The 26,387-nt window shown below is 67.7% G+C and carries 25 protein-coding genes; 10 read left to right on the top strand and 15 right to left on the bottom strand.

Features of this window, described 5'->3' with window-relative positions:
• The 3 genes from ON22_RS13290 to ON22_RS13300 all read left to right on the top strand — a co-directional run bounded on the left by ON22_RS13290 (position 1) and on the right by ON22_RS13300 (position 2,115).
• A complete protein-coding gene (locus tag ON22_RS13290; protein WP_033241862.1) occupies positions 1 to 624 on the top strand; it encodes a TetR/AcrR family transcriptional regulator in 624 nt (207 codons plus the stop codon).
• Between the two features lie 139 nt (positions 625 to 763).
• On the top strand, positions 764 to 1,099 hold the full coding sequence (locus tag ON22_RS13295; RefSeq protein ID WP_033241861.1) for an EthD domain-containing protein: 336 nt from the start codon (positions 764 to 766) through the stop codon (positions 1,097 to 1,099).
• The gene (locus ON22_RS13300) at positions 1,096 to 2,115 is read left to right on the top strand and encodes an MBL fold metallo-hydrolase (protein ID WP_033241860.1); all 1,020 of its coding nucleotides are present in this window, start codon (positions 1,096 to 1,098) and stop codon (positions 2,113 to 2,115) included. The genes ON22_RS13295 and ON22_RS13300 overlap by 4 nt, the downstream gene beginning before the upstream one ends.
• Before the next feature lie 157 nt (positions 2,116 to 2,272).
• Here ON22_RS13300 and ON22_RS13305 read toward each other — a convergent pair whose 3' ends face one another.
• Genes ON22_RS13305 through ON22_RS13325 form a run of 5 tightly spaced genes read right to left on the bottom strand, consistent with a single transcriptional unit; the run spans position 2,273 to position 7,806 of the window.
• Positions 2,273 to 3,037: an SDR family NAD(P)-dependent oxidoreductase gene (locus tag ON22_RS13305; protein WP_033241859.1), complete on the bottom strand. Its 765-nt coding sequence runs from the start codon at positions 3,035 to 3,037 to the stop codon at positions 2,273 to 2,275.
• 46 nt (positions 3,038 to 3,083) lie between these two features.
• Complete coding sequence (locus ON22_RS13310) at positions 3,084 to 4,781, bottom strand: ABC transporter permease (protein WP_033241858.1); 1,698 nt, start codon at positions 4,779 to 4,781, stop codon at positions 3,084 to 3,086.
• The gene (locus ON22_RS13315) at positions 4,781 to 5,944 is read right to left on the bottom strand and encodes an ABC transporter ATP-binding protein (RefSeq protein WP_033241857.1); all 1,164 of its coding nucleotides are present in this window, start codon (positions 5,942 to 5,944) and stop codon (positions 4,781 to 4,783) included. Before ON22_RS13315 ends, ON22_RS13310 begins: the two co-directional genes overlap by 1 nt.
• A 1-nt stretch (position 5,945) precedes the next feature.
• Positions 5,946 to 6,728 carry an SDR family NAD(P)-dependent oxidoreductase gene (locus ON22_RS13320; protein WP_033241856.1) on the bottom strand — a complete coding sequence of 261 codons (783 nt, stop codon included), beginning with the start codon at positions 6,726 to 6,728 and terminating at the stop codon, positions 5,946 to 5,948.
• Between the two features lie 40 nt (positions 6,729 to 6,768).
• Positions 6,769 to 7,806, bottom strand: coding sequence for an ABC transporter substrate-binding protein (locus ON22_RS13325; protein WP_033241855.1), 1,038 nt, complete (start codon positions 7,804 to 7,806; stop codon positions 6,769 to 6,771).
• A gap of 122 nt (positions 7,807 to 7,928) precedes the next feature.
• On the opposite strand from ON22_RS13325, the gene ON22_RS13330 reads away from it, so the two are divergent.
• The 5 genes from ON22_RS13330 (at position 7,929) to ON22_RS13350 (ending at position 13,834) form a co-directional block, all read left to right on the top strand.
• The gene (locus ON22_RS13330) at positions 7,929 to 9,872 is read left to right on the top strand and encodes an oxidoreductase (RefSeq protein WP_033241854.1); all 1,944 of its coding nucleotides are present in this window, start codon (positions 7,929 to 7,931) and stop codon (positions 9,870 to 9,872) included.
• Positions 9,873 to 9,977: 105 nt separating this feature from the next.
• Positions 9,978 to 11,021 (top strand): extracellular solute-binding protein, encoded by a 1,044-nt coding sequence (locus ON22_RS13335; RefSeq protein WP_051157583.1) that lies wholly within the window; start codon positions 9,978 to 9,980, stop codon positions 11,019 to 11,021.
• Positions 11,018 to 11,845 carry an SDR family NAD(P)-dependent oxidoreductase gene (locus tag ON22_RS13340; protein WP_231508006.1) on the top strand — a complete coding sequence of 276 codons (828 nt, stop codon included), beginning with the start codon at positions 11,018 to 11,020 and terminating at the stop codon, positions 11,843 to 11,845. Before ON22_RS13335 ends, ON22_RS13340 begins: the two co-directional genes overlap by 4 nt.
• A gap of 29 nt (positions 11,846 to 11,874) precedes the next feature.
• Positions 11,875 to 13,230: an FAD-dependent oxidoreductase gene (locus ON22_RS13345; protein ID WP_033241852.1), complete on the top strand. Its 1,356-nt coding sequence runs from the start codon at positions 11,875 to 11,877 to the stop codon at positions 13,228 to 13,230.
• Positions 13,231 to 13,384: 154 nt separating this feature from the next.
• Positions 13,385 to 13,834, top strand: a complete 450-nt coding sequence (locus ON22_RS13350; protein ID WP_051157584.1) for a DUF4440 domain-containing protein — start codon at positions 13,385 to 13,387, stop codon at positions 13,832 to 13,834.
• Between the two features lie 112 nt (positions 13,835 to 13,946).
• Here the strand turns inward: ON22_RS13350 and ON22_RS13355 are convergent, their stop codons facing one another.
• Positions 13,947 to 15,167: an MFS transporter gene (locus tag ON22_RS13355; RefSeq protein WP_373280860.1), complete on the bottom strand. Its 1,221-nt coding sequence runs from the start codon at positions 15,165 to 15,167 to the stop codon at positions 13,947 to 13,949.
• Positions 15,168 to 15,809: 642 nt separating this feature from the next.
• On the opposite strand from ON22_RS13355, the gene ON22_RS13360 reads away from it, so the two are divergent.
• The gene (locus tag ON22_RS13360; protein ID WP_033241850.1) at positions 15,810 to 16,658 is read left to right on the top strand and encodes an alpha/beta hydrolase; all 849 of its coding nucleotides are present in this window, start codon (positions 15,810 to 15,812) and stop codon (positions 16,656 to 16,658) included.
• A gap of 178 nt (positions 16,659 to 16,836) precedes the next feature.
• Here the strand turns inward: ON22_RS13360 and ON22_RS13365 are convergent, their stop codons facing one another.
• From ON22_RS13365 to ON22_RS13375, 3 genes are all read right to left on the bottom strand, one after another.
• Positions 16,837 to 17,886 carry a hypothetical protein gene (locus tag ON22_RS13365; protein ID WP_051157585.1) on the bottom strand — a complete coding sequence of 350 codons (1,050 nt, stop codon included), beginning with the start codon at positions 17,884 to 17,886 and terminating at the stop codon, positions 16,837 to 16,839.
• 126 nt (positions 17,887 to 18,012) lie between these two features.
• Positions 18,013 to 18,864, bottom strand: coding sequence for a crotonase/enoyl-CoA hydratase family protein (locus ON22_RS13370; RefSeq protein WP_033241849.1), 852 nt, complete (start codon positions 18,862 to 18,864; stop codon positions 18,013 to 18,015).
• A 170-nt stretch (positions 18,865 to 19,034) separates the two neighbouring features.
• Complete coding sequence (locus ON22_RS13375) at positions 19,035 to 19,940, bottom strand: LysR family transcriptional regulator (RefSeq protein WP_033241848.1); 906 nt, start codon at positions 19,938 to 19,940, stop codon at positions 19,035 to 19,037.
• A gap of 57 nt (positions 19,941 to 19,997) precedes the next feature.
• Here ON22_RS13375 and ON22_RS13380 point away from each other — a divergent pair, with 57 nt between their 5' ends.
• A complete protein-coding gene (locus ON22_RS13380; RefSeq protein ID WP_086007724.1) occupies positions 19,998 to 21,062 on the top strand; it encodes a YeiH family protein in 1,065 nt (354 codons plus the stop codon).
• Positions 21,063 to 21,179: 117 nt separating this feature from the next.
• Here ON22_RS13380 and ON22_RS34615 read toward each other — a convergent pair whose 3' ends face one another.
• From ON22_RS34615 to ON22_RS13410, 6 genes are all read right to left on the bottom strand, one after another.
• Positions 21,180 to 21,374, bottom strand: a complete 195-nt coding sequence (locus ON22_RS34615; protein ID WP_051157586.1) for a hypothetical protein — start codon at positions 21,372 to 21,374, stop codon at positions 21,180 to 21,182.
• A 134-nt stretch (positions 21,375 to 21,508) separates the two neighbouring features.
• Entirely contained in the window at positions 21,509 to 22,243 is a 735-nt protein-coding gene (locus ON22_RS34620) for a DUF8020 domain-containing protein (RefSeq protein ID WP_051157587.1), read from the bottom strand.
• 73 nt (positions 22,244 to 22,316) lie between these two features.
• Positions 22,317 to 23,570 carry an ABC transporter substrate-binding protein gene (locus tag ON22_RS13395; protein WP_033241847.1) on the bottom strand — a complete coding sequence of 418 codons (1,254 nt, stop codon included), beginning with the start codon at positions 23,568 to 23,570 and terminating at the stop codon, positions 22,317 to 22,319.
• Positions 23,560 to 24,618 (bottom strand): branched-chain amino acid ABC transporter permease, encoded by a 1,059-nt coding sequence (locus ON22_RS13400; protein WP_231508004.1) that lies wholly within the window; start codon positions 24,616 to 24,618, stop codon positions 23,560 to 23,562. The genes ON22_RS13395 and ON22_RS13400 overlap by 11 nt, the downstream gene beginning before the upstream one ends.
• The gene (locus tag ON22_RS13405; RefSeq protein WP_231508002.1) at positions 24,615 to 25,502 is read right to left on the bottom strand and encodes a branched-chain amino acid ABC transporter permease; all 888 of its coding nucleotides are present in this window, start codon (positions 25,500 to 25,502) and stop codon (positions 24,615 to 24,617) included. Before ON22_RS13405 ends, ON22_RS13400 begins: the two co-directional genes overlap by 4 nt.
• The gene (locus tag ON22_RS13410) at positions 25,499 to 26,320 is read right to left on the bottom strand and encodes an ABC transporter ATP-binding protein (protein ID WP_033241846.1); all 822 of its coding nucleotides are present in this window, start codon (positions 26,318 to 26,320) and stop codon (positions 25,499 to 25,501) included. Before ON22_RS13410 ends, ON22_RS13405 begins: the two co-directional genes overlap by 4 nt.
• Between the last annotated feature and the right edge of the window lie 67 nt (positions 26,321 to 26,387).

Consider the following 26,387-nt stretch of genomic DNA (forward strand, 5'->3'; position numbering starts at 1 on the left):
ATGACCGTTGACACGGGAGCCCGGCGCGAAAGCCCGCGGTCGAAACGCAGCAGCATCCTCACGGCTGCCATCGAGCAGTTCGGGCGAATCGGTTACGAACATACGAAATGGGCCTCCATCGCCGACGAGGTCGGTATCGGCCAGACCGCTCTCTACCACTACTTCGAGTCCAAGGCCCACTGCCTGCTCACGATCATGCGCCTGGAACTGGCCGATTCGGTGGATCGTTTCGTCTCGGCAACCGAGAACGAGACAGATCCCGAGAAGGCCCTGCGCGCCGCGGTGGCCGCCGCCCTGCGCGCGGAGCCGATCGACGCACTGCAACGCCGCATTCTGCAGAACCATATGGATCTGCTGGCCCAGCCGCGCCAATCGGAGAAAGAGGAAGCCGAACGGCTGCGGTCGCGGGAACTGGTCCAGGAGATCGAACAGAACTGGACCGAGCTGATCGAGCGTGGTATCGAGGCGGGCGTCTTCACCGGCGGCGATCCCAAGATCCTCGGCCGGATGGTGCTGGCCGTGGTGATCAGCGTCTGGCGCTGGTATCGCCCGGACGGCACGCTGACCTTGGCCGAGATCACCGAAACCGTCACCGATACCGCGGTACGGATGGTGCGCGCCTGACGCAGGCTCCGGCACGACGCCGGGCCACCGGTTCCGCACACCCGGGTGGGGACGTATCTACGCCTGGCCTCCGGGGCGGCACCCGGCCGGCGCCGTCGCTTACCCTACATAACCGAACAGAATTCAGTTAGGAGAGATCGTGTACAACCTCATCGTGCTCGCATCCCGGCCCAGCGATTGGTCGCACGAGCAGTTCATCGAATGGTGGCGCGGCGAACACGCCGAGGTGACCTACCCGCTGCCCGGCCTGCTGCGCTGGCAGCACACCGAACTCCTCGACACCTTCGACGACAAATCGGCCGGCTGGGACGGCCTGTCGATCCTGAGCTTCGAATCCCGCGAGGCGCTCGAGGCCGCACTGGCCAGTCCCGAGTGGAAAGCGGCCGTAAAGCATGTCGGCGCGATGCGCGGCCGCCGCATGATCTGGTTCGGCGAAGAACAGACCATGGTGCCCCTGGGCGGCAGCGGCGAATGAGCACGCACTGGGCCGAGCCCGGCTGCTACCCCGTCGCCGACGGAATCCACCGTATTCCGCTGCAACTACCGCAGGACGGATTACGCGCGGTGAACGTCTACGCGCTGGAAACCGATACCGGCATCGTCCTGATCGACGGGGGCTGGCACCGCCCGGACACTTACCGCGAGCTCACCGCCGGTCTCGCACGGATCGGCCGCTCCCCCGACGATATCCACGATGTCCTGGTCACCCATATCCACCGCGACCACTACACCTTCGCGGTGGAACTGCGGCGCCGCCACGGCTGCCGCGTTCATCTCGGCGCCGCCGAATCCGCCGGGCTCGCGGCGATCCGCGCACTCGGCAACAATGTGCCCACCAGTTCCCTGCGCGAACTACGCCGCGCCGGCGCCACCGGTCTCGCGGCGCGCGCGTACGCCGACAGTATCGGCGAACCCTTCGACCTCGCCGACTGGGCAGCCCCCGACCGCTGGCTGCAGCCCGGGACACTCACCCTCGGCGGGTACGAACTCGAAGTCCGCGCCACACCCGGGCACACCAAGGGACACTTGGTCTTCCAGGACCGCGCCCGGCGCCTGCTGTTCACCGGCGACCATCTGCTGCCGACCATCACACCCTCCATCGGCTTCGAACTGGGCACCTGGGAACTCCCGCTGGACAATTTCCTGAACTCGCTCGCGCTGCTCCGCGACGACGATGATCAGACCATGCTGCCCGCCCACGGCCCGGACGGTGGCAACGCCGGCCGGCGAGCCCGGGACCTACTGGATCACCACGATCGGCGATTCGAGCAGATCCGCACTGCCGTCACCGAACTCGCCCCCTGCACGGGCCTCGAGGTCGCCCGCGCGCTGACCTGGACGCGCCGGGAGCGCCCGTTCGACACCCTCGATACGTTCAATCAGATGGTGGCCACCTGCGAAACGATGGCACACCTCGACGTTCTGGTCGCCCGGAACGTTCTGACCGGCGAAACAGACTCCGGCATCGATATTTTCGCCCCCGCGCACTGACCTCCCGGCGCCTGCCCGACAGGACCCAGCCCGTCCACGGGCCGGTACCGGCGCGCTACTACCGCCCATGCCGTGGCTGCGGGCCCGGTCGGGATGAACAGACTGCTGGGGTTGTCTCCGCCCTCATCCAGTGGAGACAACCCCGGCTTCCGCGCCGTCAGGCGCAGGTCCAGCCCCCGTCCACGTAGAGTTCGCTGCCGGTGACGAATGTCGAGTCGTCTCCGGCCAGGAACGCTACCGCGGCGGCTACTTCCTCGGCCCGGCCGAGCCGGTCCATCGGGGTGTTCGCCAGCATCGCGCGATACCGGTCGGTGCCTTCGTAGCGTTCGAGCAGTTGTCCGGTTTCGATGAAGCCGGGATGGATCGAGTTGACCCGCACGCCTTTCGCCGCCCAGTGCAGGGCGGCGTTCTTCGTCATGGTCCGTACCGCGCCCTTGGCGGCCGCGTAGGCGAGACTGTTACCCAATCCGCCGACTGTGCCGAGGATCGAGCAGAGGTTGACGATTGCGCCGCCCCCGCTCTGCTCGATCAGGGCTCCGGCATGTTTCATACCCAGCCAGGTGCCGGTTTGACTCACCTCGATCACACGGTTGTAGCGGTCGAGGTCTTCGTCGACCACCGAGGCCAGGCTGCCGATGGCGCCGTTGTTGACCAGGGCGTCCAAGCGCCCGTAGCGGTCGCGCACCGCGCTCACCGTGGCGCCCCATTCTTCTTCGCGGGCGATATCGAGGGGCCGGGCGAGATGGTTGTCCGGCCGGTCCAGGGTGGCGACGAGATCGGCGCAGGCTGCCTCGCCGAGGTCGGTCACCACCAGCACGGCGCCTTCGGCGGCGAGGCGGCGCACGATCTCCACTCCGATACCGCCGGTCGCACCGGTCACCAAAACCACCTTGTCGCTCAACCGCGAGGGACCCGTAGCCATGGCAGGCCTTTCTGTTTCGAGGGAAAGTGTGCGGGCCGGCCGCCGTTCACAACTTGTTCAGCACATTCCGGCCGCCGACGAGCATCGCAACACCCACCCCCACGGTGGTGACCGCGGTCATCAACAGCGCCATCGCGGCCACCAGCGGATAGGAGCCGTTCTGCCACAGATCGAACAACAGCGTGCCCATCACCTGGGTGGTCGAGGCGCGCACCAGCAGCGAAGCGGCGAATTCGTGCGTCAGCAGGATGAACATCAGGGCGACGGCGCTGAGGATGGTGGGCCGCATCAACGGCAGCATCACCCGCAGATTCGTCACCAGCGGCGACGCGCCACTGGTCGCCGACGCCTCGCTGTAGGTGTTGCCGAGCGAGAGCATGGCGGTCATCTGCATCCGGGTCGCGTACGGCAGCATCAGCACGATATAGACCAGGATGATCACGGCCTGGGTGCCGTACAGGATGAGCGGCGGCTCGGTATAGGTGAGCAGAAAGCCGACACCGAAGATGACCGCCGGAATGCCCAGGGGCAGCGCGGTGATCAGATCGGCCAGCAGCGCCATGATTTTGAACTGCCGGCCGCGGACCAGCAGGGTGGCCATCAGGTAGCCCAGCGGTACGCAGATCAGCACGGCGGCCAGCGAGGTCGACACACTGGTGAGTACGGAGCTCACGATGGCGCTGTCGGCGGCCAGGGCACGGAAGTTGTCCAGCGTGAGCAGATCCCAGGACAGCGACCCGGACCAGTACGGGGTCAGCGCGACGATGATCAGTCCGATCAGTGGGATGATCAGCGCCAACAGGGCGTACACCACAATGGTCACCGTGGCCCACAGCGAGCGGCCCCCGGCCGGAGCGAAGGATTTCCCGCCATGGGTGACGAAGCGGGATTGGTTGCCCAGCAGACCTTTCTGGATCAGCACCAGCACCAACCCGAAGATCACCAGTGGTGAACCGGCGGCGGCCGCCGCGGCGAAATCCGACGGTGATTCCGAGACCCGCCGATACATCTCGGTCGTCAGCACTTTCACGCCGTAGTTCTGGCCGAGCAGCAGCGGGCCGGTGAACTGGCCGAGCCCGAGCAGCAGCGCGATACCGCCGCCGTAGATCAGTGACGGCCGCAGCAGCGGCAGGACGACCCGGAAGAACACTCCGACGGTGGAGGATCCGCTGACCTGCGCGGCCTCCAGATGTTCGGCACCGATGTTCTGCATGCCGGCGCTGACGAACAGGTACACGAACGAGGTGAGCCCGAAACCGGTCAGGATGATGATCCACGGCACGGTGTACACGTCGATCGGCCCGGAATCCGTGCCGCTCCACCAGGGCAGCTTCCGGAGCAGAACGTTCAGGTAGCCCGGCCCGGGTGAGAGCAGGAATGCCCAGCCCACGATGTTGGCGACCGCGGGCATCACGATCGGCAGGATCGGGATGATCCGCAGGAACCCGAATCGTTGCGGCAGCCGGCTCGCCGCGAACGCGAGCAGCGTGCCGAGCACCATGGCGATCACCAGCGACCCCAGCGCGAGCGCGATGGTGGTCCCGATGGTTTCGCCGATATCGAAGCGGGTGTACTGCGCCCGGTAACCGCGGGCACCGTCCTCGAAGGCCAGCGACTGCAACCGGATCATCGGCAGCACCACGAGATATGCCAGCACGGCCAGCAGGGCGAAATACCCGAGCCGGGTCCGCCATTGCGCCGGTATGGCGAAGGTGCGGTTCACGGCGGTGGTGACGGTGGCCATCAGGCATGACCTCCCGCGCTCACGGCAACGGGTTCCTGGGCGGCGGCGGGCTCGTCCCCCGGAATCGCGAAGACCCGCAGGCTCGCCGGGGAGAAGCTCACGACCAGCGGCGCACCCGGGCGGCTGCCACGCAGGGCCGCACTGTGCTGGGCGGCCGGTGCCCGCAGGATCAGTTGCTCACCACCGGTTTCGACGGTGACATCGAAGTACCGCCCACCGTATTCGTAGGTCACCAGTTCGGCGTGCAGGGCGACATTGCCCAGCGGCACCTCATCGGCCCCGGCGTGTAACAGCACATCGTCGGGCCGTAGCCGGGCCACCGCGGTGGTGTGCCGGTCGGCGGAATCGCGGACCACGGCATGGGTGAGGTCGATCGGGTCGCCGGCGGAGGTCTCCCAGCCGTCGTGTCCACGCCGCAGCGATAATTTGTTGCTCATCCCGATGAAGGCGGCGACATAGTCCGATACCGGGTTCTCGAAGACCTGTTCGGGCGCGTCGTACTGTTCGATTTTGCCGGCCTTCATGATGGCGAGCCGGTCGCCGAGGGCGAAGGCCTCGGACTGGTCATGCGTGACGAATACCGCCGTGAACCCGAGCTTCTGATGCAGCTGGTGGATCTGTGTGCGCACCTGATCGCGTAACCGCGCGTCGAGATTGCTCAGTGGTTCGTCGAACAACACCAGATCGGGCCGCGCCACCAGACCGCGGGCCACAGCCACGCGCTGTTGCTGCCCGCCGCTGAGTTGCGACGGATACCGGTCGAGCAACTGCCCGCAGTCGACCATATCGGCGGCGGCCTCCACTGCGCCCTCGGCGAGGGCTTCCTTCATCTTCCGCACCTTCAGCGGGTAGCGGATGTTGTTGCGGACGGTCATATGCGGCCACAGCGCGTACGACTGGAACACCATCCCGATATTGCGTTTGTGCGCGGGCATATTCAGCCGTGCGTCGGCGTCGAAAACGGGCCGGTCCTTGAATGCGATCGCACCGCCCTGGGGTGTTTCCAACCCGGCGAGACAACGCAGCGTCGTGGTTTTCCCGCACCCGCTCGGACCGAGCAGCACCAGGAATTCGCCCTCCTCGATGGTGAGGTCGAGCCGGTCGACGACAACGTTGCTGCCATAGGTCTTGGTCAGGCCGGAAACGGTGAATTGCGACGTCATCTCATGCCTTCTGGGTCGATAGTTTCGGAGTGCGGACGCCGGCGGCGGTTCCGCCGTCGACGAGAAGATCGGTTCCGGTGACATAGCTGCTCTCGGCGCCGGCCAGAAAAGCGATCACCGAGGCCACTTCGGCGGGGGCGCCGCGGCGCTGCATCGGAATACTGCGGATATATGCCGCTACGTCGTCGGCGGCGAAACCGGGGGCCGCGGTGATCTCGGTGGTGATACTGCCGGGGCATACCGAATTCACCCGGATGCCCTTTTCGGCCAGTTCCAGTGCGGCGACCTTGGTCAGCGCGCGCACACCGAATTTGGCGGCGCCGTACGCGCCGAGTTCGGCGGTGGCGAGCACACCGCGTAGCGAGGAGATATTCACGACCGACCCGCCCTCGGTCATCGCCGCGGCCGCGGTTCGCAATCCGAGGAATGTCCCGACCAGATGCTGGTCGATCATCCGGCGGAACTCGTCGAGCGTGGTCTGCGCCAACGTCGCTTTCATAGCAGTCCCAGCACTGTTGACCAGCACATTCATCCGATGCCCGGACTGCCGCATTGCGTCGGTCACCGCGTACCAGGCGGTTTCGTCGGTGACGTCGAGGTGACGGTAGTGGGCGCGTGGGCCCAGCGCCCGCGCCCGTTCCCGGCCGGCGATATCGTCGATATCGGTGAGGTAGACCGTCGCGCCCTTCGCGGCGAACAGTTCGGCGGTTGCCCCGCCTATCCCCCCGGATGCCCCGGTCACCAGTACGTGGGTGCCGTGCCAGGGCTCGGCCGTATCGTCCATGCCTATCCTTCGTCGATGTATCGGGAACGGTGGAGCCGGATCAGCTCTGGAAACGCCGGGCCCATTCCTGGGAGTACTGCGCAACCTTGTCGGGTGTCAGGTCACGGGTGTCGGGCACGGCGATATCCTGCGCCCGCACAACGGCACCCGGGATATCCGGTAGCGCCGCGGCGTACCCGTCGTTGAGCGCTGTCTGCCCCTCGCGAGTCGCCAGGAAATCGACGAGCACCTGAGCGGCGTTCGGATGCGGCGCAACACTCACCACGTGGCTGTACCAGGGTGTTCCCCACGGCTGCGACGGAAGGGACCAGCCGACCGGAGCACCCGCAGCCACTTCGGTCACCAGCGGCTGCACCGACGGGGTCACCGCGATTTCACCCGAGGTGAGGGCCTGTGCGATACCGAGTGCGCTCGGATATATCCGAGGTTTCAACTCGGCCATCCGCTCCCAGTAGTCGGCGCCGTAGGTGTCGGCGTAATACCGATAGAGATCGACATACGACGCGATACCGGTGGGATTGACGATGCCGATCTTGCCGGTGTACTTCGGGTCGAGGATATCGCGCGGTGAGGTCAGGCCGGCGGGCACTGCTTCGGTGTTCCAGCCCAGGGCGAACACGGCCGCGCTGCTGAGCGCGAATCGGTTCTCCAGCACGCTGGTCTCCGGTCGATATTCTGGTGCCCGAATATTCGGACCGATCAGTTCGGTCGAATAGTTTCCCGATTGGGCGGCATTGGTGATCCATGTGGCGTCGGTGAGCATATGGACGTCCGCGGTACCGCGCCCGGTCCGGTTCTCGGTTTCCACGCGGGGATTGATATCGGCGTCGGTGCCCCGGACGAATTCGAGTTCGATGCGGGGATACGCCGTTTCGAAGGCCATTTCCAGCTGCTCGAGATTGGCCGGTTTCTGGCTCGAGTAGAGCAGGACGCTGCCTTCGTTCTCGGCGGCGGCGACCACTTCGGCCCAGGCTCCCGAGACCGGGGCCGTGGTTCCGGGGCTCGCGCCACAGGCGGTGAGGAAGGAGGTGACAGCGAGGGCCGCGACGGCGGCCGTGGCCTGGAACAGCAACTTCATAGTGCGAATACCCACATCCCGCAGAACTGAACTGATGTCAGTTTGAAACTATGCCATACCCATTGTGGTGTCAATCACCTTGTGGCAATAATATGAAGTGAATCCAGTTCAAGGAGGAACTCTTGGTCTCCCCTCGCCTGTCGACCCCGCTGCGGATAGGCGGCCTCGAGCTGCGTAATCGCCTGGTCGCGACCGCGCACGGCTCCGGCGTAGTCAGCGCCGGAGCCGCTCAGCCAGGCGACGACGACTACTGGCGACGCTGCGCGGCCGGAGGTGCGGCCATGGTGATCGCGGGCGGAACGGTGGTCGGATCGGACTCCGGCAACCGGACAGGAAACATCACCGACGCCTCGCTACCCGATGCCGTCCCGGGTCTGCGCCGGCGCGCACGGGCGATCGCCGAAGGCGGCGCGATACCGGCCTGCCAGCTCGTCCATCTGGGACGCGAAACCTTGGGCGCCGAGATCTGGGAACATCCGATCGCGCCGTCGGCGGTCCGGTCACCGCGCGAACCGGTCCGCGCACGGGTACTGTCGGACAGCGATATCGACCGGGTGATCACCGATTTCGTCCGCAGTTCCCGCCACGCCGCCGAGGCAGGTTTCGCCGCCGTGGAACTGCACGCCGCCCACGGATATCTGCTGGCGCAATTCCTCTCCCCGATCACGAATCTCCGGGCCGATGCCACGACTTCCGCCGGCCGGGTCGCAATCCTGCACCGGATACACGCCGCGATCACCGAATCCTGCCCCGGACTCGTTGTCGGCGTGCGACTTTCGCTCGACGGCGCCGAGGAAGCGGGACTGGATAGCGATGGCCTCTGCGAACTGCTACCGCTGCTGGACATGTTCGGGTATGTCAATGTCACGGCGGGCGTGCGCACCACCTACGTCCGCGATATGGCCACCGCCGAGCCGCCGCTGCTCCCGCTACTGGACCGGCTGCGCGCGGCGACCACCCGCCCGCTGCTGGTATCCCAGGCGTTCCGGTCGCGGCCGGAGATCGAAGGCGCCCTCGCCGCCGGCGCGGACCTGGTCGGGATGGCGCGACCCTTCATCGCCGACCCGGATATCGCGGCGAAACTCCTGCGTGGCGAGGACTCCCGGATACGGCCCTGTGTGTCCTGTAACGAAGATTGCCGTTCGTTCACCCCCGTATTGCTGTGCACGGTGAACCCGGTCTTGGCGCCGCCCGGCCACTCGGCCCGCCCGGCGCGGCCCATGCGCTTCGGCCGGCCGCGCGACCGAGCGGGCCGGGTCGCCGTCGTCGGCTCCGGACCGGCGGGCCTGGAAGCCGCCCTCCGGCTGACACCGTCGCACGATGTCACACTCTTCGACGCGAAGTTTCGGATCGGCGGCCAGCTGCGCACTGCCGCGCAGGCACCGAACCGGGCGGGCTGGATGGCACTGTTGCGCTACTACCAGGACAACCTGGACGGTGTCCGGACGGAACTGGGACACCGGGTGGCTCCGGCGGACCTCGCCGATTTCGACGAGGTCATCGTGGCGACCGGCGCCACCGAAACCGAAACTCCCCGCGCCGTGACGACCACCTCGATCCTGACCGATCCGCGGCAGATCCGGCCCGGTAACCACGTGGTAGTGGTCGACGACGGGTTCGGTTACTGGCCCGCCCTCGGCGCCGTGGAAGCGGCGCTGACCGTAGGTGCCTGCCGGGTCACCGTGCTCGTCCCCGGCCCGGCGATCGCGGCGGGGGTACCGGCGGAAAGCCGGGTGCAATTGCTGCGCCGGCTGGCGGGCCGCCCGGTGGATTTCGTCGTCCAGGCCGCGTCGGTCGAGGTGCACGACGGCGGACCGGGCACCGTCGTGGGCTACCGCAACGCGTTGTCGGGTGAGTTGCGCAAGCTGGCCTGCGATCGAGTGGTCGTCACGGGTGAACGGATCGCCACCGACTGGCGGCCCTTTCCGGAGCGACTGCCGCAGACAAGGGTGCAGGTCATCGGTGACGCCCTCGTCCCCCGGCGGGTGTCCCACGCCGTCGCCGAAGGTTACGCGGCCGCGGAAACGATTCTCGGCAGCGTGGGAGTGCCCGTACAAGTCGGGTGACCGGCGCCCCCACAGAACTGCGCCGGCCACCGGCGTGATCGGCGGGCAGGCCCGGATGTCTCAGATCGGGCGCGGGCCGTTCGCCACGGAAAGGATGAGGTAAGTATGCGGAAACCCCTTCGAACGAGGGTTCTGGGGACGGTAGCGGTGCTGGGGGCGATCACCCTGACTCTCGCCGGATGCGGTGGTTCCACCGCGATATCCCGGCCGGTCTCCGGATCGTGGGACGAACTGGTGGCGGCGGCGAACGAAGAAGGCTCCGTCACGCTCTACTCGACACAAGCCCAACCGGTGCTCGCGGAGCTCGAACGAGATTTCGAAAAGGCCTATCCCCGTATCGATCTGACCGTGGTTCGAGGCGTGGACTCCGACCTGCTCTTCCGTGTGGATATCGAAGCCCGCACGGGCAAGGGCGCCGGGGATGTCGCGGTGATCACCGATGCGGCCTGGATGCAGGCGGCCGCAGATACGGACAAGGCGGTGGAGGTGATCGGTCCCGCGTTCGACGCGCCCGAGTACCGGCGCGCCGACAGCATGGTCGACGGGAAGTTCTTCCTCGAGGGCGCGGTGGTCCTCGGCTTCGGCTGGAACACCACCGCCTATCCCCAAGGCATCCGGACGGCCCAGGATCTGCTCGACCCGGCACTGAAAGGCAAGGTCGGGATCGTCACGCCGGCCACCTCGCCGACCTACATCGACTACTACGACCACATCGAGGAGCACTACGGCGGCCGCGAATTCCTCGACCGACTGGCACAGAATGCGCCGCGTATCTACCCGAGCTCGCAACCACTCGGGCAGGCACTGGCTTCGGGCGAAATCGTGGCCGCGCTGATGTGCAACCCGATGCTGCCGGAACAGGCCGCCGGCGCGCCCGTCGGCTGGACCGCCGGACCCGCGCTCTGGGGCGCCCGCTGGTACGGCCTGGCGCTGGGTTCGGCCCCCCACCCCAACGCGGCGCAGGTACTCGCGGATTTCATGGTGAGCCGGCCGGGCCAGCAGGCGACATCACCCGGATACGGATCTGTCCTGCCCGATATCGAGGGTGCGCTGGCAGTGGCGCAGGACATTCCCGACCAGAACCTCGAGGTGACCATCGGCGAAGGCGCCGAAAAGTACCGCAACGACTGGGAAAACATCTTCCAGTGAGCACCGAGCCCACCACCACACAAGAGGAGACAACCGTGCCGGAACAGCAGTTCGACGGGAAGGTGGCGCTCGTTACCGGCGCCGGATCGGGAATCGGTGCCGCCACCGCGCGGCTGCTCGCGCAGCGCGGGGCGACGGCCGTGTACCTCTGCGATATCGACGGGCGGGCGGCGGCCGCGGTGGCGGCCGATATCGTCGGCGGCGTCCCGGTCGAACTGGATGTGGCCGTTTCGGCTCAGGTCGATCAGGCCTTCGCCGCAGCTCTGACCGAGCACGGCCGGGTCGATATCGTGGTCCACGCGGCCGGTGTCGACGATCCGCGCAGTAAACAGCGCATCTACGAGGCCGCCGAACAGAACCGGCCGCCGGAAGTACTGGCCCATCTCGAGGACACCGACTGGCGGCGGATCCTGTCCATCAACCTGGACGGCACATTCCATGTCTTGCGCGCCGCGGTCCGCGCGATGCAGGACACCGGCGGGGGCGCCATCGTCACCGTGGGTTCGTCCGCGGCGTTCGACACCCTGGCCGGCTATCCGCACTACGCGGCATCCAAGTCCGGTGTGCACGCGCTCAGCCAGTCGGTGGCGAAAGAGGTGGCCCATCTCGGGATCCGGGTGAACACCGTCGCGCCGGGCCCGGTCGATACGGGGATGGCCCAGCGCACGCCGCCGCATCTGCGCGCGGCCATGTCCGAAGGCACCACCCGCGGTTACGCCACCGCCGAGGAACTGGCCGACAACATCCTGTATCTCGCCGCACCGTCCGCCGCCAATGTCGTGGGCGCGGTGCTGTTGAGCAACGGCGGCCGGTTCACGGTCTGAATCACCGGATCAGCAACAAGGGAGCAAGAATGCAGAGGATCGAAACCGATGTCCTGGTGATCGGCGCGGGGATGGCCGGCCTCACCGCCGCGGCCCGCTCGCTCGACCGCGGGGCTTCGGTCGTCGTGATCGAGCAGGCCGATACCGTCGGCGGCTCGGCGCGCTTTGCCGGATACGCCTGGACCGCACCCGACCGGGCGGTGATGGACGAGATCAACCCGAACGGCGACCCGGTGCTGCGCAACGCACTCGTGGACGGATTCGCCGACGGTATCGCATGGATCCGAGCGCTCGGCGTGCACTGCGCCGATCCGGTTCCGATCCTGCGCTACGGCCGCGGCCACCAGTTCGACACCAATCAGTACCTCGACGAATGCCGGCGTCGGGTAAGTGCCGGCGGGCAACTGTTCACCGGCACGGAAACTCTGGCCCTGCACACCGCAGACGGTGCGGTAACCGGTGCCCGAGTACGCAGGCCGGACGGCACCGAACTCGAGATACACAGTGCCGCCGTAATTCTCGCTACCGGCGGATTCCAGGCCGACAGCGCACTCGTCGCCGAGCACATCCATCCCCGCGCCGCCGGAATACAGGTGCGGGCCAACCCGGTGAGCGCGGGAGCCGGTCTGCGCCTGGCCGAAAGCGTGGGCGCCGCGACCGGGAATACATGCTCCGGTTTCTACGGACACCTGGTGCCGACGCAGGTACCGTTCCGCGATCCCGCCGATTTCGTGGCATTGTCGCTGTACTACAGCGAGCACGCACTGCTGTTCAACCTCGACAACCAGCGCTTCACCGATGAGACCCAGGGTGATCACCTCACCGCGATGCACCTACTCGACCAGCCGGAATCCCGCGGTTTGCTCGTCGCCGACGAACGGGTCTACCAGGAATGGGTCCTCGGCAGCTATGTCGAGGGGGCGATCGCGGTGGACAAGTTCGAGCTCACCCAGCGCCGCGGTGGCCGTTGCGGGGTCGCGGAGACCCTGGAGGATTTCGCCTATCTGCCGCCGGAGTGGGGTTACGACGGGGCGGCCGTCGCCGAACAGATCAGGCAGGTCAACGCCGCCGGGGCCGCGGTCCGGCCCACCAGGACCCACGACGACCAGCCCCTGGACAAGGGCCCGTACTACCTCATCGAAACCTGCCCCGCACTGACCTTCCCGTTCCACGGCATCCGCATCGACGCCACCGCACGGGTCCGGTCCGCGACCGGCGGCACGATTGCCGGGCTTTTCGCCGCGGGATCCGATATCGGGGGCCTCTACGACTACGCCTATGCCGGTGGGATCGCGCCCGCGCTCGTCTTCGGTCTGGCGGCCGCCGAGGCCGCGGCCGGGGACCGGCCGGCCGGTTCGAACGTTACCGCGGCAAACATCGGATAGGCACTGCCTGTGCTGGGCCACCGATGAGGGGTGGTTCAGCACAGGCACCTTGTCGATCGACAACCCTCTGCCAACGGCGAGCCTCCACGTCGACCGCCGCGCGCAAACCGGCTCGTTGGGCTCTTCCGGGCCGTCGCGGCACTATCCTGCACGGATGACGGAATCTCCCCGGTCACCCGGCCGCACCGGTGACATCGATATCGCGGCCGAAATCGAGCGGGTCCACGACCTGCTGGCGACCTGGCTGGGTTCGGCCGCGTCGCCGCGAGTCCTGGATACATTCGCCGCCGCCCACGACGAGGATTTCTCGATGGTCACGGCCGTCGGCACGGTGGTACGTAAACGCGAACTGTTGACCGGGCTGCACCGGGCACGTAACAGCCGGCCCGGCCTGGTGATCGAGATCTCCGAGGTCGAAACATTGTGCGCGACAGGAGATACTGCCGTGGTCCGCTTCGTCGAATACCAGCGCGACGAGTCAGGGCCGGAGTACCAGCGGACGACCGCAGTCGTCCGGATCGATCCGGAACAATCCTGTCAGTGGCTGGCACTGCAAGAGACCGCGGTGACCGATCCGGAAGGAATTTCCGATACTGACGACTGAGACACCATCGGAATCCCGCTCGCGAAGACGGCCGGAGCCATCGGCGCACCGATCGCGCGGATCCGAGCCGCTGGCAGGACCTCGGAGAAGATCGCGAAACAGTGGGCCGGTGTCAGACGCGTGAAGCCACTCCGCGCCGGGCGGCCCACACCGTGACGGTGAAGAGCAGGACCCCCAGGAGGGCGAGTCCGGCACCGACGACGGCAGGTGCCGTGTAGCCGTAGCCCGCGGCGATCACCAGCCCGCCGAGCCAGGCGCCGGCCGCGTTCGCGATATTCAGGGCGGCGTGGTTGAGCGCCGCCGCCAAGGTCTGCGCGTCGGCGGCCACGTCCATGAGCCGGGTCTGCAATCCGGGCGCCAGGGCGGCCCCCGCCGCCCCGACCAGCAGCGCGCCGATCCCGGCGGTGACCGGATTGTGCGCGGCGGCCACGAACACCGTCAGGATCACCATCATCGCGCCCATGGCCAGGAAGATCGACCGGTCCACACCACGATCGGCCAGGACACCGCCGACGATATTGCCCAGCACCATGCCGACCCCGAACAGCATCAGCACCACCGGCACCAGCCCGGTGCTCAAGCCGGCCACATCGGTGAGGGTCGTGCTCACATACGTGTAGACCGCGAACATGCCACCGAACCCGATGGCGCCCACGGCCAGCGTGAGCAGCACCTGGGGTCGGCGCAGCGCACCCAGTTCGGTGAGCGGATTGGTGATCGCGATCCCGGTCAGCACCGGCACGTAGCGCACCAGGGCCACGACAGTGGCCACTCCGATCACCCCGACCAGAACGAACGCACTGCGCCAGCCGAGATGCTGCCCCAGCCAGGTCGCGGCGGGAACGCCCACAACGTTGGCGGTGCTCAACCCGAGCATCACCGCCGCCACCGCTTTCGCCCGCTGCCCTGCCGGCGCCAGCGTCGCCGCGGCCAGCGATGCGACCCCGAAATACGCGCCGTGCGGCAGGCCGGCCACGAAACGTGCGCCGACGAGGGTCGCGAAGTTCGGCGCGAAAGCCGAGGCCAGATTGCCGACCGTGAACGCCACCATGAGCACGACCAGGAGACGTTTGCGCGCCACCGACGCACAGGCCGCCGCAATCACCGGCGCACCGACCACCACCCCGAGCGCATAAGCGGAGACGGCATGCCCGGCGGCGGGCTCGGACACCGCGAACGCATCCGCAATATCGGGCAGCAGCCCCATCGTCACGAATTCGGTGGTGCCGATCCCGAAGCCGCCCAGCGCCAGCGCCAGCATCGCCGGGATATGCCAGGTTGTGCGAGCGGCGGGTCCCGGAGTCGTGGCTGTGCCGGTAGCGGTAGAAGTCACGCTCTCGTGCAACAGGCGGGCCGGGAACAGGTTTCCTGATCCGGGCTGTGAGCTCGCCCACCGGAGCCGTCCGGCCGATCACCGGCCCGCCGAGTCACCTCCCCGGTGCACAGTGATCTGCGCGACTCGACAGCACCGGCACGGAACCGGGCCGCGGCTGGTCCCGGTCCCGCACGGACCGCGAGGTCGGAGCTTGGCGTGGCGCTCCTCCTGTGAACGGACTCGGCGAGCAGCCGGCCGTTCCGATACGAAGTTCCAGCGGGGCCGCGCTCTCCGTGATCCGCAGTCGGTGGTCCGCCGGCGGCAATCCGCAGCCGACCGGTCGCGGCACGAGCGGCAGCCGGCGGTGCGCGGGCAGTCCCACGCTGTATGGCTTCTCCTATGAAAGGTCCTGGCCGGAGGACGGCACCACGGTCACCGTCACGTGGCTCGCCCGGAGGCCGGAGGGCGATCGGCCGGGTTCGCCGCGGCGTCGACCAGCTGACCGACCTCACCGGCCGCTCCGCTGTCGGCGCGATACCATCGCCGTGGTCTGCGAGGTATCCGGCACCTGCCGACTCCGATGCCGAGCGGCGAATATCCCGGGTGCCTCCCGGCCTGCCCGAAGCTCGCACGCCATAGATCCATAGATGAGGATGGCGGATGAACGACCCACAGGTCTGGGACCGGACGCTCGACGGGCGCCGCGGCGCGGTCCCGATCCGGGAATATCTGCCCGCGGACCCCGATCCGGCGGCAGACCCGCTGTTGTGGATCCACGGGGGTGCGTTCGTTTCCGGCGGGCTCGATCAGCACGAATCCCATGCGGTGGCGTTGCGGGTGGCCGCGGCCGGCCGGCGGGTACGCACCGTCGACTATGCGCTGGTGCCGCGGTTCCGGCTCTGGGGTCCGCCGGTTCTGCGGCCCTCGGGCAACCGCTATCCGGCGCCGTTGGACGATGTCCTCGCCGCCGCCACCGACCTCATGGCGGGAGGACGACGGATCGTGATCGGTGGTGCGAGCGCGGGCGCCTGCCTGGCCGCCTCGGGCGCGCTGCGGTTGCGTGACCGGTCGGCGGTGGTGCCGGTCGGAATAATCCTCGCGTACGCGACCCTGCACGCCGAACTGCCGCCGCTACCGGATTCCGTCCGGGCACGGGTGCGGGGCCGGCGCCGGATCGCCACCTACACGCCGCACATGATCCGAAGGATGAACCTCAACTATGTGGGGTCGCCGGAACTGCTCGCGGATCCGGAGGTGTTCCCGGGCGGCGGTAAACTCGCCAGCCTGCCGCCGGTACTGCTGCTCGATGCCGCCTACGACACATTGAGCGCCTCGAGTACCACTTTCGCCGGTGAACTCACCGAGGCCGGGGTGCCGGCCGAACATCGCGTGGTCCCGGGCACGCGGCACGGTTTCCTCGACCGCCCCGATTCGCCCGGATTCCGGGCCGGAACCGATGCGATCCTCGATTGGCTCGGCCGGACCGCGGGCAACGGTCGGCCGGGATAACCACAAACGCAGCGACAGCGGATGGCTGTCGATCGGCCGCCGAATCCGAGCGCGCTCCGGAGCGGGCACAACGGTCGGCCACCGAACGTGAGGAAGCAACCCGGGAAGCTCCGGACCGAATTGCAGCGGCGCGCCGAATACACGCCGGCGCACAGCCACGCTCCGGCCGGAACCCCACTCAGCGCGCGGTAACCGGCTGCCCTTCGGCCGGATGGACCCCGTATCGGTCGGTTTCCATCAGATGTGCGATATCCCGGCCGGCCGGTGTCATCGTCAACGAGGACCGGGTTTCCAGTAGCCACGCCCGGTAGCCGGGCTGGACGTTCTCTTCCGGGCCCTGGTGCAGGATGCCCTTCGGGGTCCAGGTGACCGTGCCGGGTGTATCGACCGACCCCCACGGCGAGGGGCCCATGCCGTAGCAGATGACCTCGTCGAAATCGGCGTTGTGATGAACCGGGGGCCGGGCGCTGTGGCGGCTACCGACGCCGAAGATGTAGTCACGGCCGGAGGTGCTGCTCATCAGCTGGGCGGGCGCCAGTCCGCCCTCGGCGACAGCGAGCCCCTGCACATTCTCGATATTGAACCGGACCACGAGCGGGGCACCGATGACATCGAGACACGGGATCGGGTCGACATCGTAGAAGTAGGAGGTGAACCTGTCGCCGGTGCGGACCACGACCTCGTATTCGTCGTCCACCGATTGCCCGGGCCGGCCGTGCGGGGTGGGGCGATCGAGGTGGAGGTCGGGGTTGAATGTGGCGGGTGCACCCTCGGGGTCCAGGCGTAGTTCACTGGTGGTGACCACGATGAATTCGTTGATCTCTTCGGCGATTTCGCCCCAGCGGTAGGTCACGGCGCGCGGAATGAGCACGAAATCGCCGGTACGGACCTCGAGTGTGCCGACCTCGGTATCGAGTTGGCCGCGCCCGGAGACGATGTAGTGCAGTTCATCGGCCCACACGTTGACGTAGCCGAAGGACATGGCGGCGGCGCGGCGGTTCAGCTCGAGACCGATACCCTCGCCCTCCAGGATCGGCACGGGGAGGGCTTTGGGTTCGGCGAAAACCTCGGCCGGCAGGTCCCAGGTGTGGAAACGACGCGGTAGGTATTCGCCGCGAGCACGCAGGAAACGAGGCCGGTACTGGGCCCGGACGATGGTGGTGTTCGGACCCGCGAAACCGTTACGGGAGAAGAGCTCGATATTGGGCGCCAGGACTTCGTCCGGCATGCAGCACCTCCGAAAATCGTTGTGCCACAGATCCTAGACAAGAGACACCGTGTCCGCGCACTTTTGCGAACTCACTATTCCAGAGTTAACTGGTACCGAAAGTACACTCGCCCTGGCGAATCCGGGTCATTCCCGGAACGGCGGCACCGGCAGATCCGTACCGAAGATATCGGGGGTATCACGCAGCACACTGTCGGGGAACTGCGCCGCCCGCTTCTCCAGGAACGACGAAACACCTTCCTGCGCATCGGCACTTGCCCCACGGCTGCGGATACCCCGGGATTCGACCCGGTGCGCGATCATCGGATGATCGGCGCCCAACCCGCGCCACAGCATCTGCCGCGACAACCCCACCGACACCGGCGCCGAATGCTCGGTGATGCGGCGGGCCAGGGTATCGGCCTCGTCCAGCAGGCTTTCCGGTGAATACAGCCCGTAGAACAACCCCGCCTCGTACGCTTCCGCCGCATCGACGAGCCGCCCGGAATACACCCAGTCCAGCGCCTTCTGCATGGACACCAGCCGCGGCAGGAACCAGCTGGAACAGGATTCGGGGACGATACCGCGCCGATTGAAGACGAAACCGATCCGGGCGCCCTCGACCGCCAGCCGGAAATCGGCGGCGAGGGTCATGGTGATACCGACGCCCACGGCGGGCCCGTTTATTGCGGCAATGATGGGTTTACGCGATTCGAACATCCGTAGCACCACTTCCCCACCGCCGTCGCGGAAGGATTCCGGGTCCCCGTCCTCCGGCGCGACGAAGGTCTGTCCACCGGCGGAGAGGTCGGCGCCGGCGCAGAAAGCCCGGCCGGCGCCGGTGACGATGATCGCGCGCACACCGTCGTCGCGGTCGCAGGTGTCGAACGCCTCGATCAGCTCCTCTCCCATTGCGGTGGTGAACGCATTGAGTTGAGCCGGGCGGTCCAGGGTGATGGTGGCAACGGAATCGGAAACAGCGAGGCGGATATCGGCCATAGGCGACAGCATGCCACGTGTGTCCCGGACAGTCCGCTCCAATGGATTGCTTCGTCATACGCGACACACCACGGCGCAGATCCCGGCTCTGGACGCACGTCACGTCCGGCAGAGTTCACGCCCACCCGAACTCGTGGGACGCCGCGACGGCCCATGCCACGTAGGGGGGCTCAGGTCCTGGTGGCGCACTGTACGAGTAGGTCCGCCGCGCCGGCCGGTGGCGTCGCTCGACGCCAGATCACCCGGAACTGCCGATCGAGGACCACCGCGTCCGCGAGCGCCACCCGGCGCAGCGCACCGGTCGCGAGTTCGGGCGCGGCAACAAGCGAACTGAGCACCGCCGGGGCCATTCCGGTCCGGGCGGCCGCGACGATCGCGACCGCGGAACCCAGTTCGGCGGCCGGCGGGGCGGGCGGTCCGTACCCACTCAGGATTTCCCAGACGGTGTCGCGGGTACCGGATCCCGGTTCGCGCCACAGCAGCGGTGTCGCGACCAGCTCACGCAACGAAACCGGCTCGGCCCGGTCCGCCCACGGATGCGTAGATCCCACCACCAGCAACAACTCGTCGGCGCCGAGCGCCCGGCCACCGAGGTCCGGCGGCGGATGGGGGCCTTCCACGAAGCCGAGGTCGGCGTCACCCGCGCGCACCATGGCTTCGACATGGGTGGTGTTGTCCACCTCCAGCGATACCGCGATATCCGGCCGGATGCCGCGCAGCGCCGCCAGCCATTGCGGGATCCGGTGATCGGCGATGGTTTTCGAAGCAGCGATCCGGAGTCGCGGTGCGTCGGTGCTGTGCAGCGCGGCGACGGTGTCGTTGAACGACCGGGCCGCCTCCAGCACCATCCGCGCGGCGGCGACCACAGTGCGGCCGGAGTCGGTGAGGGTGGAACCGGTGGGGCCGCGGTCGAGCAGTTGGATGCGCAGCCGCCGTTCGAGCGCACTGATCCGCATACTCGCTGCGGGCTGACTCATGCCGTGACGGCGTGCCGTCGCACCCAGACTGCCCGTATCCGCGACCGAGACCAGCAGGTCCAGCACGGCGAGGTCGGGGGTTCCGGGTGGCAGGGTCACAGGGTCGATTATGGGCTGCCGGCGAATAGACCCGACCAGCACCCATCAGCTCCGCTTATGACCTCCTCCCGATTTGCTCGCTACCGGGACCGGGCAGGGTCCGACAAGGTCGGACTGGTGAACGAGGTGTATCGCAGAATTCCGGGCCTCGGCCTCGCCGCCGTCCTCGCGACCGTGGCAACGCTGCTCGGCACGCTCGTGCCGGTCGCCGGCGCGCCCGTCCTTGCCCTGGTCGCCGGCGCCGCGGTCGGTATGCGCGCCGAGGCCCAGGTGGCGGATTCCGGCCGGTTCGGTCCGGGGTTGACCTGGGCGCGGCAGCATCTGCTGGGCGCGGCGATCGTGCTGCTCGGCCTCGGACTCCCGATGGGGGCGGTATTCACAGTCGGGCGCGAAACCGCCGTGGTCCTGCTCGGGACCCTGTGCGTGGGCACGGTGACAGCGCTGGTCGTCGGCCGATTGCTGGCGCTGCATCGCGAATCGGTGATCCTGATCGCCGCCGGGACCACGATCTGCGGCGCCTCCGCCATCGCTGCCACCACGGCGGTGCTGAAACCGGACCGCGAACGCGTCGCCTATGCGCTCGGGACCATTTTCGTCTTCAACATCGTCGCGGTCCTCGCCTATCCCCCGCTGGGCCGGGCCCTCGGAATGTCGGAGGAGGCATTCGGACTGTGGGCCGGGACCGCGATCAACGACACCTCGTCCGTACTCGCGGCCGGTATCGCTTTCGGGCCGGCGGCCGCGAGTTTCGCGGTGATCGTGAAACTGGTGCGGAGCCTGATGATCGTCCCGCTGTGCGTCGGCCTGCATTTCGCCGGCCACCGCGCCGGCACCGGCGATCTCGCCAGGACTCCCCTGTGGCGCACCATCCCCCTGTTCGTCGTGCTGTTCCTCGCCGCCTCGGTCGTCGCCGGAACCGGCGTCCTGCCGTCGTCCTGGACCGCACACCTCACCGACCTCAGTTCCTGGTTGGTCGCCGCCGTACTCGCCGCGATCGGCACATCGCTCACCTGGCGGCGACTACGGTCGGCCGGCTCGCGGCCACTACTGTTCGGCGGCGTGCTCGCGGTGACCCTCGCCCTGTCGGCGCTGGCCCTCCAGTGGTCCACCGGCTGGCGCTGAGCGCACCGTCGGCCGATCGCCGAACCGGCTCCCCGAGCAGCGGCCGTGTGACGAAACCGATTCAGGCTGCTGCGACCTGCCGAAGCGCGTCGGCGGTGGCTGCCGGTTCGGTGATCATCAGGTCGTGGCCGTGTCGATATCCCACAGCCGGCTCGCGCTTTGCGCTTCGGCGATCAACGCCGGGTCTCTGGTAGCGAGGGTGGCGGTGCAGACGATGCGGAACTGCGGTATCGCCCACAGAGCCACCTCGTCGCGCAGCTCGAGTTTGTCCTCGAAACAGCGCCATGGATGCGCCGTGAGCCGTTCGGCCATCCACGCGAGTCCGCGGGTTCGGTGATGCCGTAGAGCATTCCGGAATCCTGGTCCGGTGCGAGGACAAGTTCCACACCGCCGACAAGGCGCTGCCCGTCCCGGCGGACCGGGACGGGCAGCGCGCACTGTTCGTATTACGGGGTCGTCGGCCGGCACGCCGGATGTTCCGGCGGGCACGGGGACAGGATGGTCGAGAAGTACTGGAAGGCCGCGAAAACAGCGACCGGTCCACCGATCAGGAACGCACCGATGATGCCACCGGCCGCACCCAGCGTCGCGGCACCGGCGACACAGCCGCCGATGGTGGCGCCGACGAACGGGACCAGCAGCAGGGCGATGGGGCTGGATACCAGCGCACCGGTCGCGGCGCCGAGCACACAGCCCAGGCCGCCGCCGATCACGGCGCCGACCGCGCCCGCGATCGCCGCGCTCATCGTCGCCCGTTGCGCGAACACCCCCAGGGCCTGCATATCGCGTGGCGTGAACTGTTCGGCCACTTCCTGGGCCGCCTGCTCGGGCGTGACCACGGGTGCGCTGACCGGCGCGACCGGCACACCACCCGCACGTTGCGGGGTCAGTACCGCCGTGCCACCGTCGATCTTCGCGGCGATGGGGAAGGCGATATTGTCCTTGCGATAGGTGAGCGGCACCGTGGTGAGCAGCGTGTCGTCGATGGCCTGCAGGATGAGCTGATCACCCGCCACCTGCCATTTTCCGTTCGTCTCGACCACGGCGCTGTCACCGGAGTGCGTGATCTCGTAGGTGAGTTCCCGCGGTGCGGGCGCGGGTTCCGCGGAGGCGGGGGCGGCGGTGGCACCGAGGGCCGCTACCGCGAGCGCCGCGGTAGCGACACTGGTTCGGAGTTTCATGGTTGTGTCCTCATCGGTTGATATCGAGGCGGCCGTCGGCGCCGGAATGCGCCGCGGACGTTTTCGGGGGCAGTCACCGGCCGGAGGTGTCGACCAGGTCACCGGCGAGCACCCAGCGGTCTCCTTCGAAGCGCTGGATCTGCATGGCCTCCATCGGATAGCCGTCGCCTTCACCGGTTTGCAGAGTGATCCCGGGCAGCAGCAGATCGATCTCCACACCGTCGAGCGAACGCATCGCATCGCGCAGCCCTTCACGGGTTTTGCACGTCGCGGCGTCGAAGGTCTTGTGGAAACTCTGCGCCATCGCCCAGCCGACGAGGGTGTATCCGTCGGACGGGTCGGCGCCGGGGACGTACTGTGCGAGTTTGTCGCGGTAGAGCTGCATCCCGGGATCGTCGGTCCACTGCGGGTCGGCCGGGTCCTTCACGAAGACCGAGGTGACGACGTTCTGCACGTTCTCGAACCCGACCGGCTCGAGCACACTCATGGTGCTGGAAACCTGGGTGAGGATATGCAGCGGATTCCATTCGGGATTGCGGGCATCCGCCGCCAGCGTCTGCGCGGCGAATTTCGGGGTGGCGAAGTTCAGCAGCACATCGGCTTTCGAGTTGGCCAGGTTGCGCAACTGGGGGTCGACTGTGGGGTCGGTGACCTCGTAACTCTGTTCGGCGATCACCCGTACCCCGCTGCCGGCGGTGGCCTCGGTGAAACTGGCCAGCAGATCCTTGCCGAAATCGTCGTTCTGGTACAGGACCGCGACGGTGGCGTCCGGTTTCTGCTCGGTGACGTACCGGGCGAACACCTGCCCCTCGGCGTGGTAGCTGGGCTGCCAGCCGATGGTCCACGGATGTCCGTCGCCGATACCCCACTGGGTCGCCCCACCGGCGACGAAGATCTGGGGCACCTCGCGCTGGTTCAGATAGTCCCAGACCGCCGCCGAGGTGGGGGTGCCGAGCGTGGACAGGACGGCGAACACCTGATCCTGTTCGACCAGCCGACGAGTCTCCTCCACGGTTTTCGGGGGCTGATAACCGTCGTCGCGCAGCAGGTACTCGACCTTACGGCCGTCGATACCGCCCTGTTCATTGTTCACGTATTCGAAGTAGGCCTGCATCCCCTTCGGGAGTTCGGCGTAGGCGGATGCCGGGCCGGACAGCGGGAATACGCCGCCCAGTTTCATCGTGCTGTCGGTGAGTCCGGTCGTCTGCTGGCCTTGGCAGTCGCCGGAGGCCGTATCGCCGGCGGCGTCGTCGCGACCCCCGCAGCCGGCGGCGGCGACGACAACCGCGGCGGCGGCGAACGCCGCCTGTATCGCTCTAGTGCACATCGGTTCTTCCTTTCCGGGCCCGGTGTCCGAGCCAGTGCGCCGCCCGGCCGACGAGTCCGGCCAATCCATTCGGCGCGAGGTACATGACCGCGATGATGAGGAGCCCGAAGACGACCCCCGGTGCGGCTTGGTTGATGTCCTGGGCGACGGTCGGCACGTACATGACGAACAGGCCGCCCAGCAGCGGGCCCCACTGTCCGCCGAGTCCGCCGACGACCAGTCCGGCCAGCAGGGTTATAGAGAAGGTGAGGGTGAAGGAGTCCGGGGACACGTACCCGATCACCCAGATGTAGATGCAGCCGGCGGCCCCTGCGAACATGGCACCCCAGGCGAAGGCCAGGGTCTTGTAGAACGCCGGCCGCACACCGGTGACCTCGGCGGCGACCTCGTTGTCCCGCACCGCGTGCAGCGCCCGCCCCACCCGCGACCGCAGCAGCCCGGCGACCAGCAGATAGCTCACCGCGGTGACCGCGAGAACCAGGAAATACAACCACTGATCCTCGGCCAGCCCGGTCCAGGCCGGTGGCTCCGGTTTGTCCAGGGTCAGGCCCATGGAGCCGCCTGTCACGGATTCGAAGCGTTTCAGCAGCGGCACCAGGAATATCGCGATGGCCAGGGTCACCAGTGCGAGATAGAGCCCGCGTAACCGCAAGGCCGGGATACCCAGGCCGATGCCGAGTACGAACGCGACCGCCGCCGCGACCGGCAGGGTCATCGGGTAGGGCGTGTCCCAGCGGTCCATCATGATCGCCGTGGTGTAGGCACCCACCGCGAAGAATGCCCCGTGTCCGAGAGATATCTGCCCGGTATGCCCCACGAGCAGGTTCAGTCCGAGCAGGGCGACCGCGTAGATCATTGCCAGCGACAGCTGGAAGGTGTGGAAGGGCGCCAGTTCGAACGGCGCCCAGCAGGCCACGACCAGTAACACGGCCACCGCGGCCCACGACCGGTCGAACCGCCGGAACCGCGCTCGTGGCCGGACCGATTCGGCGGCGGGAGGGTGCTTTTCCGGTGCTGTCCTGGTGTCCGGGATTCCCATATCGCTCATACCCTTTCCACCGCCGGCGTGCCGAACAGGCCCTGCGGCCGGATCAGCAGCACGCCGAGGATGATCACCAGTGGCACACCGATCTTCAGTTCGGTGCCGATGACGTCGAGATACGCGCCGGCCAGAGTTTCCGCGACCCCGACGATCAGCCCCCCGGCCACCGCACCACCGGGACTGTCGAAACCGCCCAGGGTGGCCGCCGCGAAGGCGTAGATGAGTACCCCGCCCATCATGTTGGGTTCGAGGAACAGCAGGGGCGCCGACAGGACACCGGAGACGGCGCCCACGGCGGCGGCCAGCCCCCAGCCGAGCGCGAGCACGGTGCCGACACCGATCCCTACCAGCCGCGCCGATTGCGGGTTGGCGGCCACCGCACGCATCGCCAACCCTGTCCGGGTGTAACGGAACAGCACGTACAGCAGCGCCATCACGACCGCGACCACGGCGAGAATGCCCAGATTGCCGTATCCGGCGGTGACCCCACCGGCCCGTAACGCACCTTCCGGGAAGGGGTTCGGGAAACTCTTCAACTGATACGACCAGATCCAGCCCGCGGCCGCGTTGACGAAGAAGAACAAACCGACGGTGACGATGACCAGCGTGAGTTCCGGAGCCCCCTCGACCGGCCGGATCACGATCCGCTCGATCAGCATGCCGCCGGCGAAGGAGATGGCGAGGGTCACCGGGAGTGCCAGCCAGAACGGTGTTCCGCTCTGCACCAGCTGCCAGGCCAGGAACGCCGAGAACATGGCCAGCTCGCCCTGGGCGAAGTTGACGATCCCGGTGAACCGGTAGATGAGCACGAGAGCGAGAGCCATACCGGCGTAGAGGGCACCGGCGCTGAGGCCCTCGATGATCTGCTGCGCGAATCCGGACACGGTCACACCCGGTATCCGAGGTAGGACCGGGCGACCTGTTCGTCGGCGGCGATATCGGCCGCGGCTCCGGACAGGACGATCCGCCCGCTTTCCAGCACATGTGCCCGGTGCGCGGTGCGCAGCGCCAGCTGAGCGTTCTGCTCGACGACGATCACGGTGGTGTGTTCCTCCGAGTTGATGGCGTGGACGATGCGGAAGAGTTCCCGGGTGACCATCGGCGCGAGCCCCAGCGACGGTTCGTCCAGGAGCAGTAGCCGCGGGCGGGACAGCAGTGCCCGGCCGAGAGCCAGCATCTGCTGCTCACCGCCGGAGAGCCGGCCTGCCTTTTCGTGCAGTTTGTCGCGCAGGACCGGGAAGTAGTCGTAGACGCGGCGCAGGTCGGTATCGAGGCCACCGCGGGCATGTCGATGTCCCGCGCTACCGTCTCCGCGGCTGTCTCCCCCTCCGCGACCGCGGCCGAATCCGTTTCTGCCGCCCTCACGGTGAAATCGGGCATTACCGCGGGAGTAGGCGCCCAAGCGCAGGTTTTCCTCGACAGTGAGCGGCGCGAAGGTGCCGCGGCCTTCCGGAACATGCGCAACCCCCGCCCGGGCGATCTTCTCCGGTGCGCGCCCGCCGATTTCGGATCCCGCCAGGGTGACCGATCCGCGCACCCGGACCAGACCGCTCAACGCCCGCAGCAGCGTGGTCTTACCGGCACCGTTGGGACCGAGCACAGCGCATATCTCGCCGGCGGCCACGGAGAAATCGATCCCGTGCAGCACCTCGCCGGCGCCGTACCCCGCCGTGAGACCGGTTACGGCGAGCAGAGGTTCACCGCTCATAAGACGTCCTTTCGAAAGACTTGCCGGCCCATCGCCTTCCAGGGCCCGCCTGCCGGTAGATCCGGTG

Origin of the sequence: Nocardia carnea NBRC 14403, from assembly GCF_000308515.1 — a bacterium.
GTDB classification, from domain to species: Bacteria; Actinomycetota; Actinomycetes; order Mycobacteriales; family Mycobacteriaceae; genus Nocardia; species Nocardia carnea.

What these genes read in the sequence shown, in the direction of transcription:
- ON22_RS13360 (WP_033241850.1), top strand. Translation starts at nt 15,810, where the DNA reads ATGAACGACCCACAGGTCTGGGACCGGACGCTCGACGGGCGCCGCGGC.
- ON22_RS13370 (WP_033241849.1), bottom strand. Translation starts at nt 18,864, where the DNA reads ATGGCCGATATCCGCCTCGCTGTTTCCGATTCCGTTGCCACCATCACC.
- ON22_RS13325 (WP_033241855.1), bottom strand. Translation starts at nt 7,806, where the DNA reads ATGAAGTTGCTGTTCCAGGCCACGGCCGCCGTCGCGGCCCTCGCTGTC.
- ON22_RS34620 (WP_051157587.1), bottom strand. Translation starts at nt 22,243, where the DNA reads ATGAAACTCCGAACCAGTGTCGCTACCGCGGCGCTCGCGGTAGCGGCC.
- ON22_RS13395 (WP_033241847.1), bottom strand. Translation starts at nt 23,570, where the DNA reads ATGTGCACTAGAGCGATACAGGCGGCGTTCGCCGCCGCCGCGGTTGTC.
- ON22_RS13410 (WP_033241846.1), bottom strand. Translation starts at nt 26,320, where the DNA reads ATGAGCGGTGAACCTCTGCTCGCCGTAACCGGTCTCACGGCGGGGTAC.
- ON22_RS13300 (WP_033241860.1), top strand. Translation starts at nt 1,096, where the DNA reads ATGAGCACGCACTGGGCCGAGCCCGGCTGCTACCCCGTCGCCGACGGA.
- ON22_RS34615 (WP_051157586.1), bottom strand. Translation starts at nt 21,374, where the DNA reads ATGGCCGAACGGCTCACGGCGCATCCATGGCGCTGTTTCGAGGACAAA.
- ON22_RS13320 (WP_033241856.1), bottom strand. Translation starts at nt 6,728, where the DNA reads ATGGACGATACGGCCGAGCCCTGGCACGGCACCCACGTACTGGTGACC.
- ON22_RS13310 (WP_033241858.1), bottom strand. Translation starts at nt 4,781, where the DNA reads ATGGCCACCGTCACCACCGCCGTGAACCGCACCTTCGCCATACCGGCG.
- ON22_RS13365 (WP_051157585.1), bottom strand. Translation starts at nt 17,886, where the DNA reads ATGCCGGACGAAGTCCTGGCGCCCAATATCGAGCTCTTCTCCCGTAAC.
- ON22_RS13345 (WP_033241852.1), top strand. Translation starts at nt 11,875, where the DNA reads ATGCAGAGGATCGAAACCGATGTCCTGGTGATCGGCGCGGGGATGGCC.
- ON22_RS13290 (WP_033241862.1), top strand. Translation starts at nt 1, where the DNA reads ATGACCGTTGACACGGGAGCCCGGCGCGAAAGCCCGCGGTCGAAACGC.
- ON22_RS13335 (WP_051157583.1), top strand. Translation starts at nt 9,978, where the DNA reads ATGCGGAAACCCCTTCGAACGAGGGTTCTGGGGACGGTAGCGGTGCTG.
- ON22_RS13400 (WP_231508004.1), bottom strand. Translation starts at nt 24,618, where the DNA reads ATGAGCGATATGGGAATCCCGGACACCAGGACAGCACCGGAAAAGCAC.
- ON22_RS13305 (WP_033241859.1), bottom strand. Translation starts at nt 3,037, where the DNA reads ATGGCTACGGGTCCCTCGCGGTTGAGCGACAAGGTGGTTTTGGTGACC.
- ON22_RS13350 (WP_051157584.1), top strand. Translation starts at nt 13,385, where the DNA reads ATGACGGAATCTCCCCGGTCACCCGGCCGCACCGGTGACATCGATATC.
- ON22_RS13380 (WP_086007724.1), top strand. Translation starts at nt 19,998, where the DNA reads ATGACCTCCTCCCGATTTGCTCGCTACCGGGACCGGGCAGGGTCCGAC.
- ON22_RS13315 (WP_033241857.1), bottom strand. Translation starts at nt 5,944, where the DNA reads ATGACGTCGCAATTCACCGTTTCCGGCCTGACCAAGACCTATGGCAGC.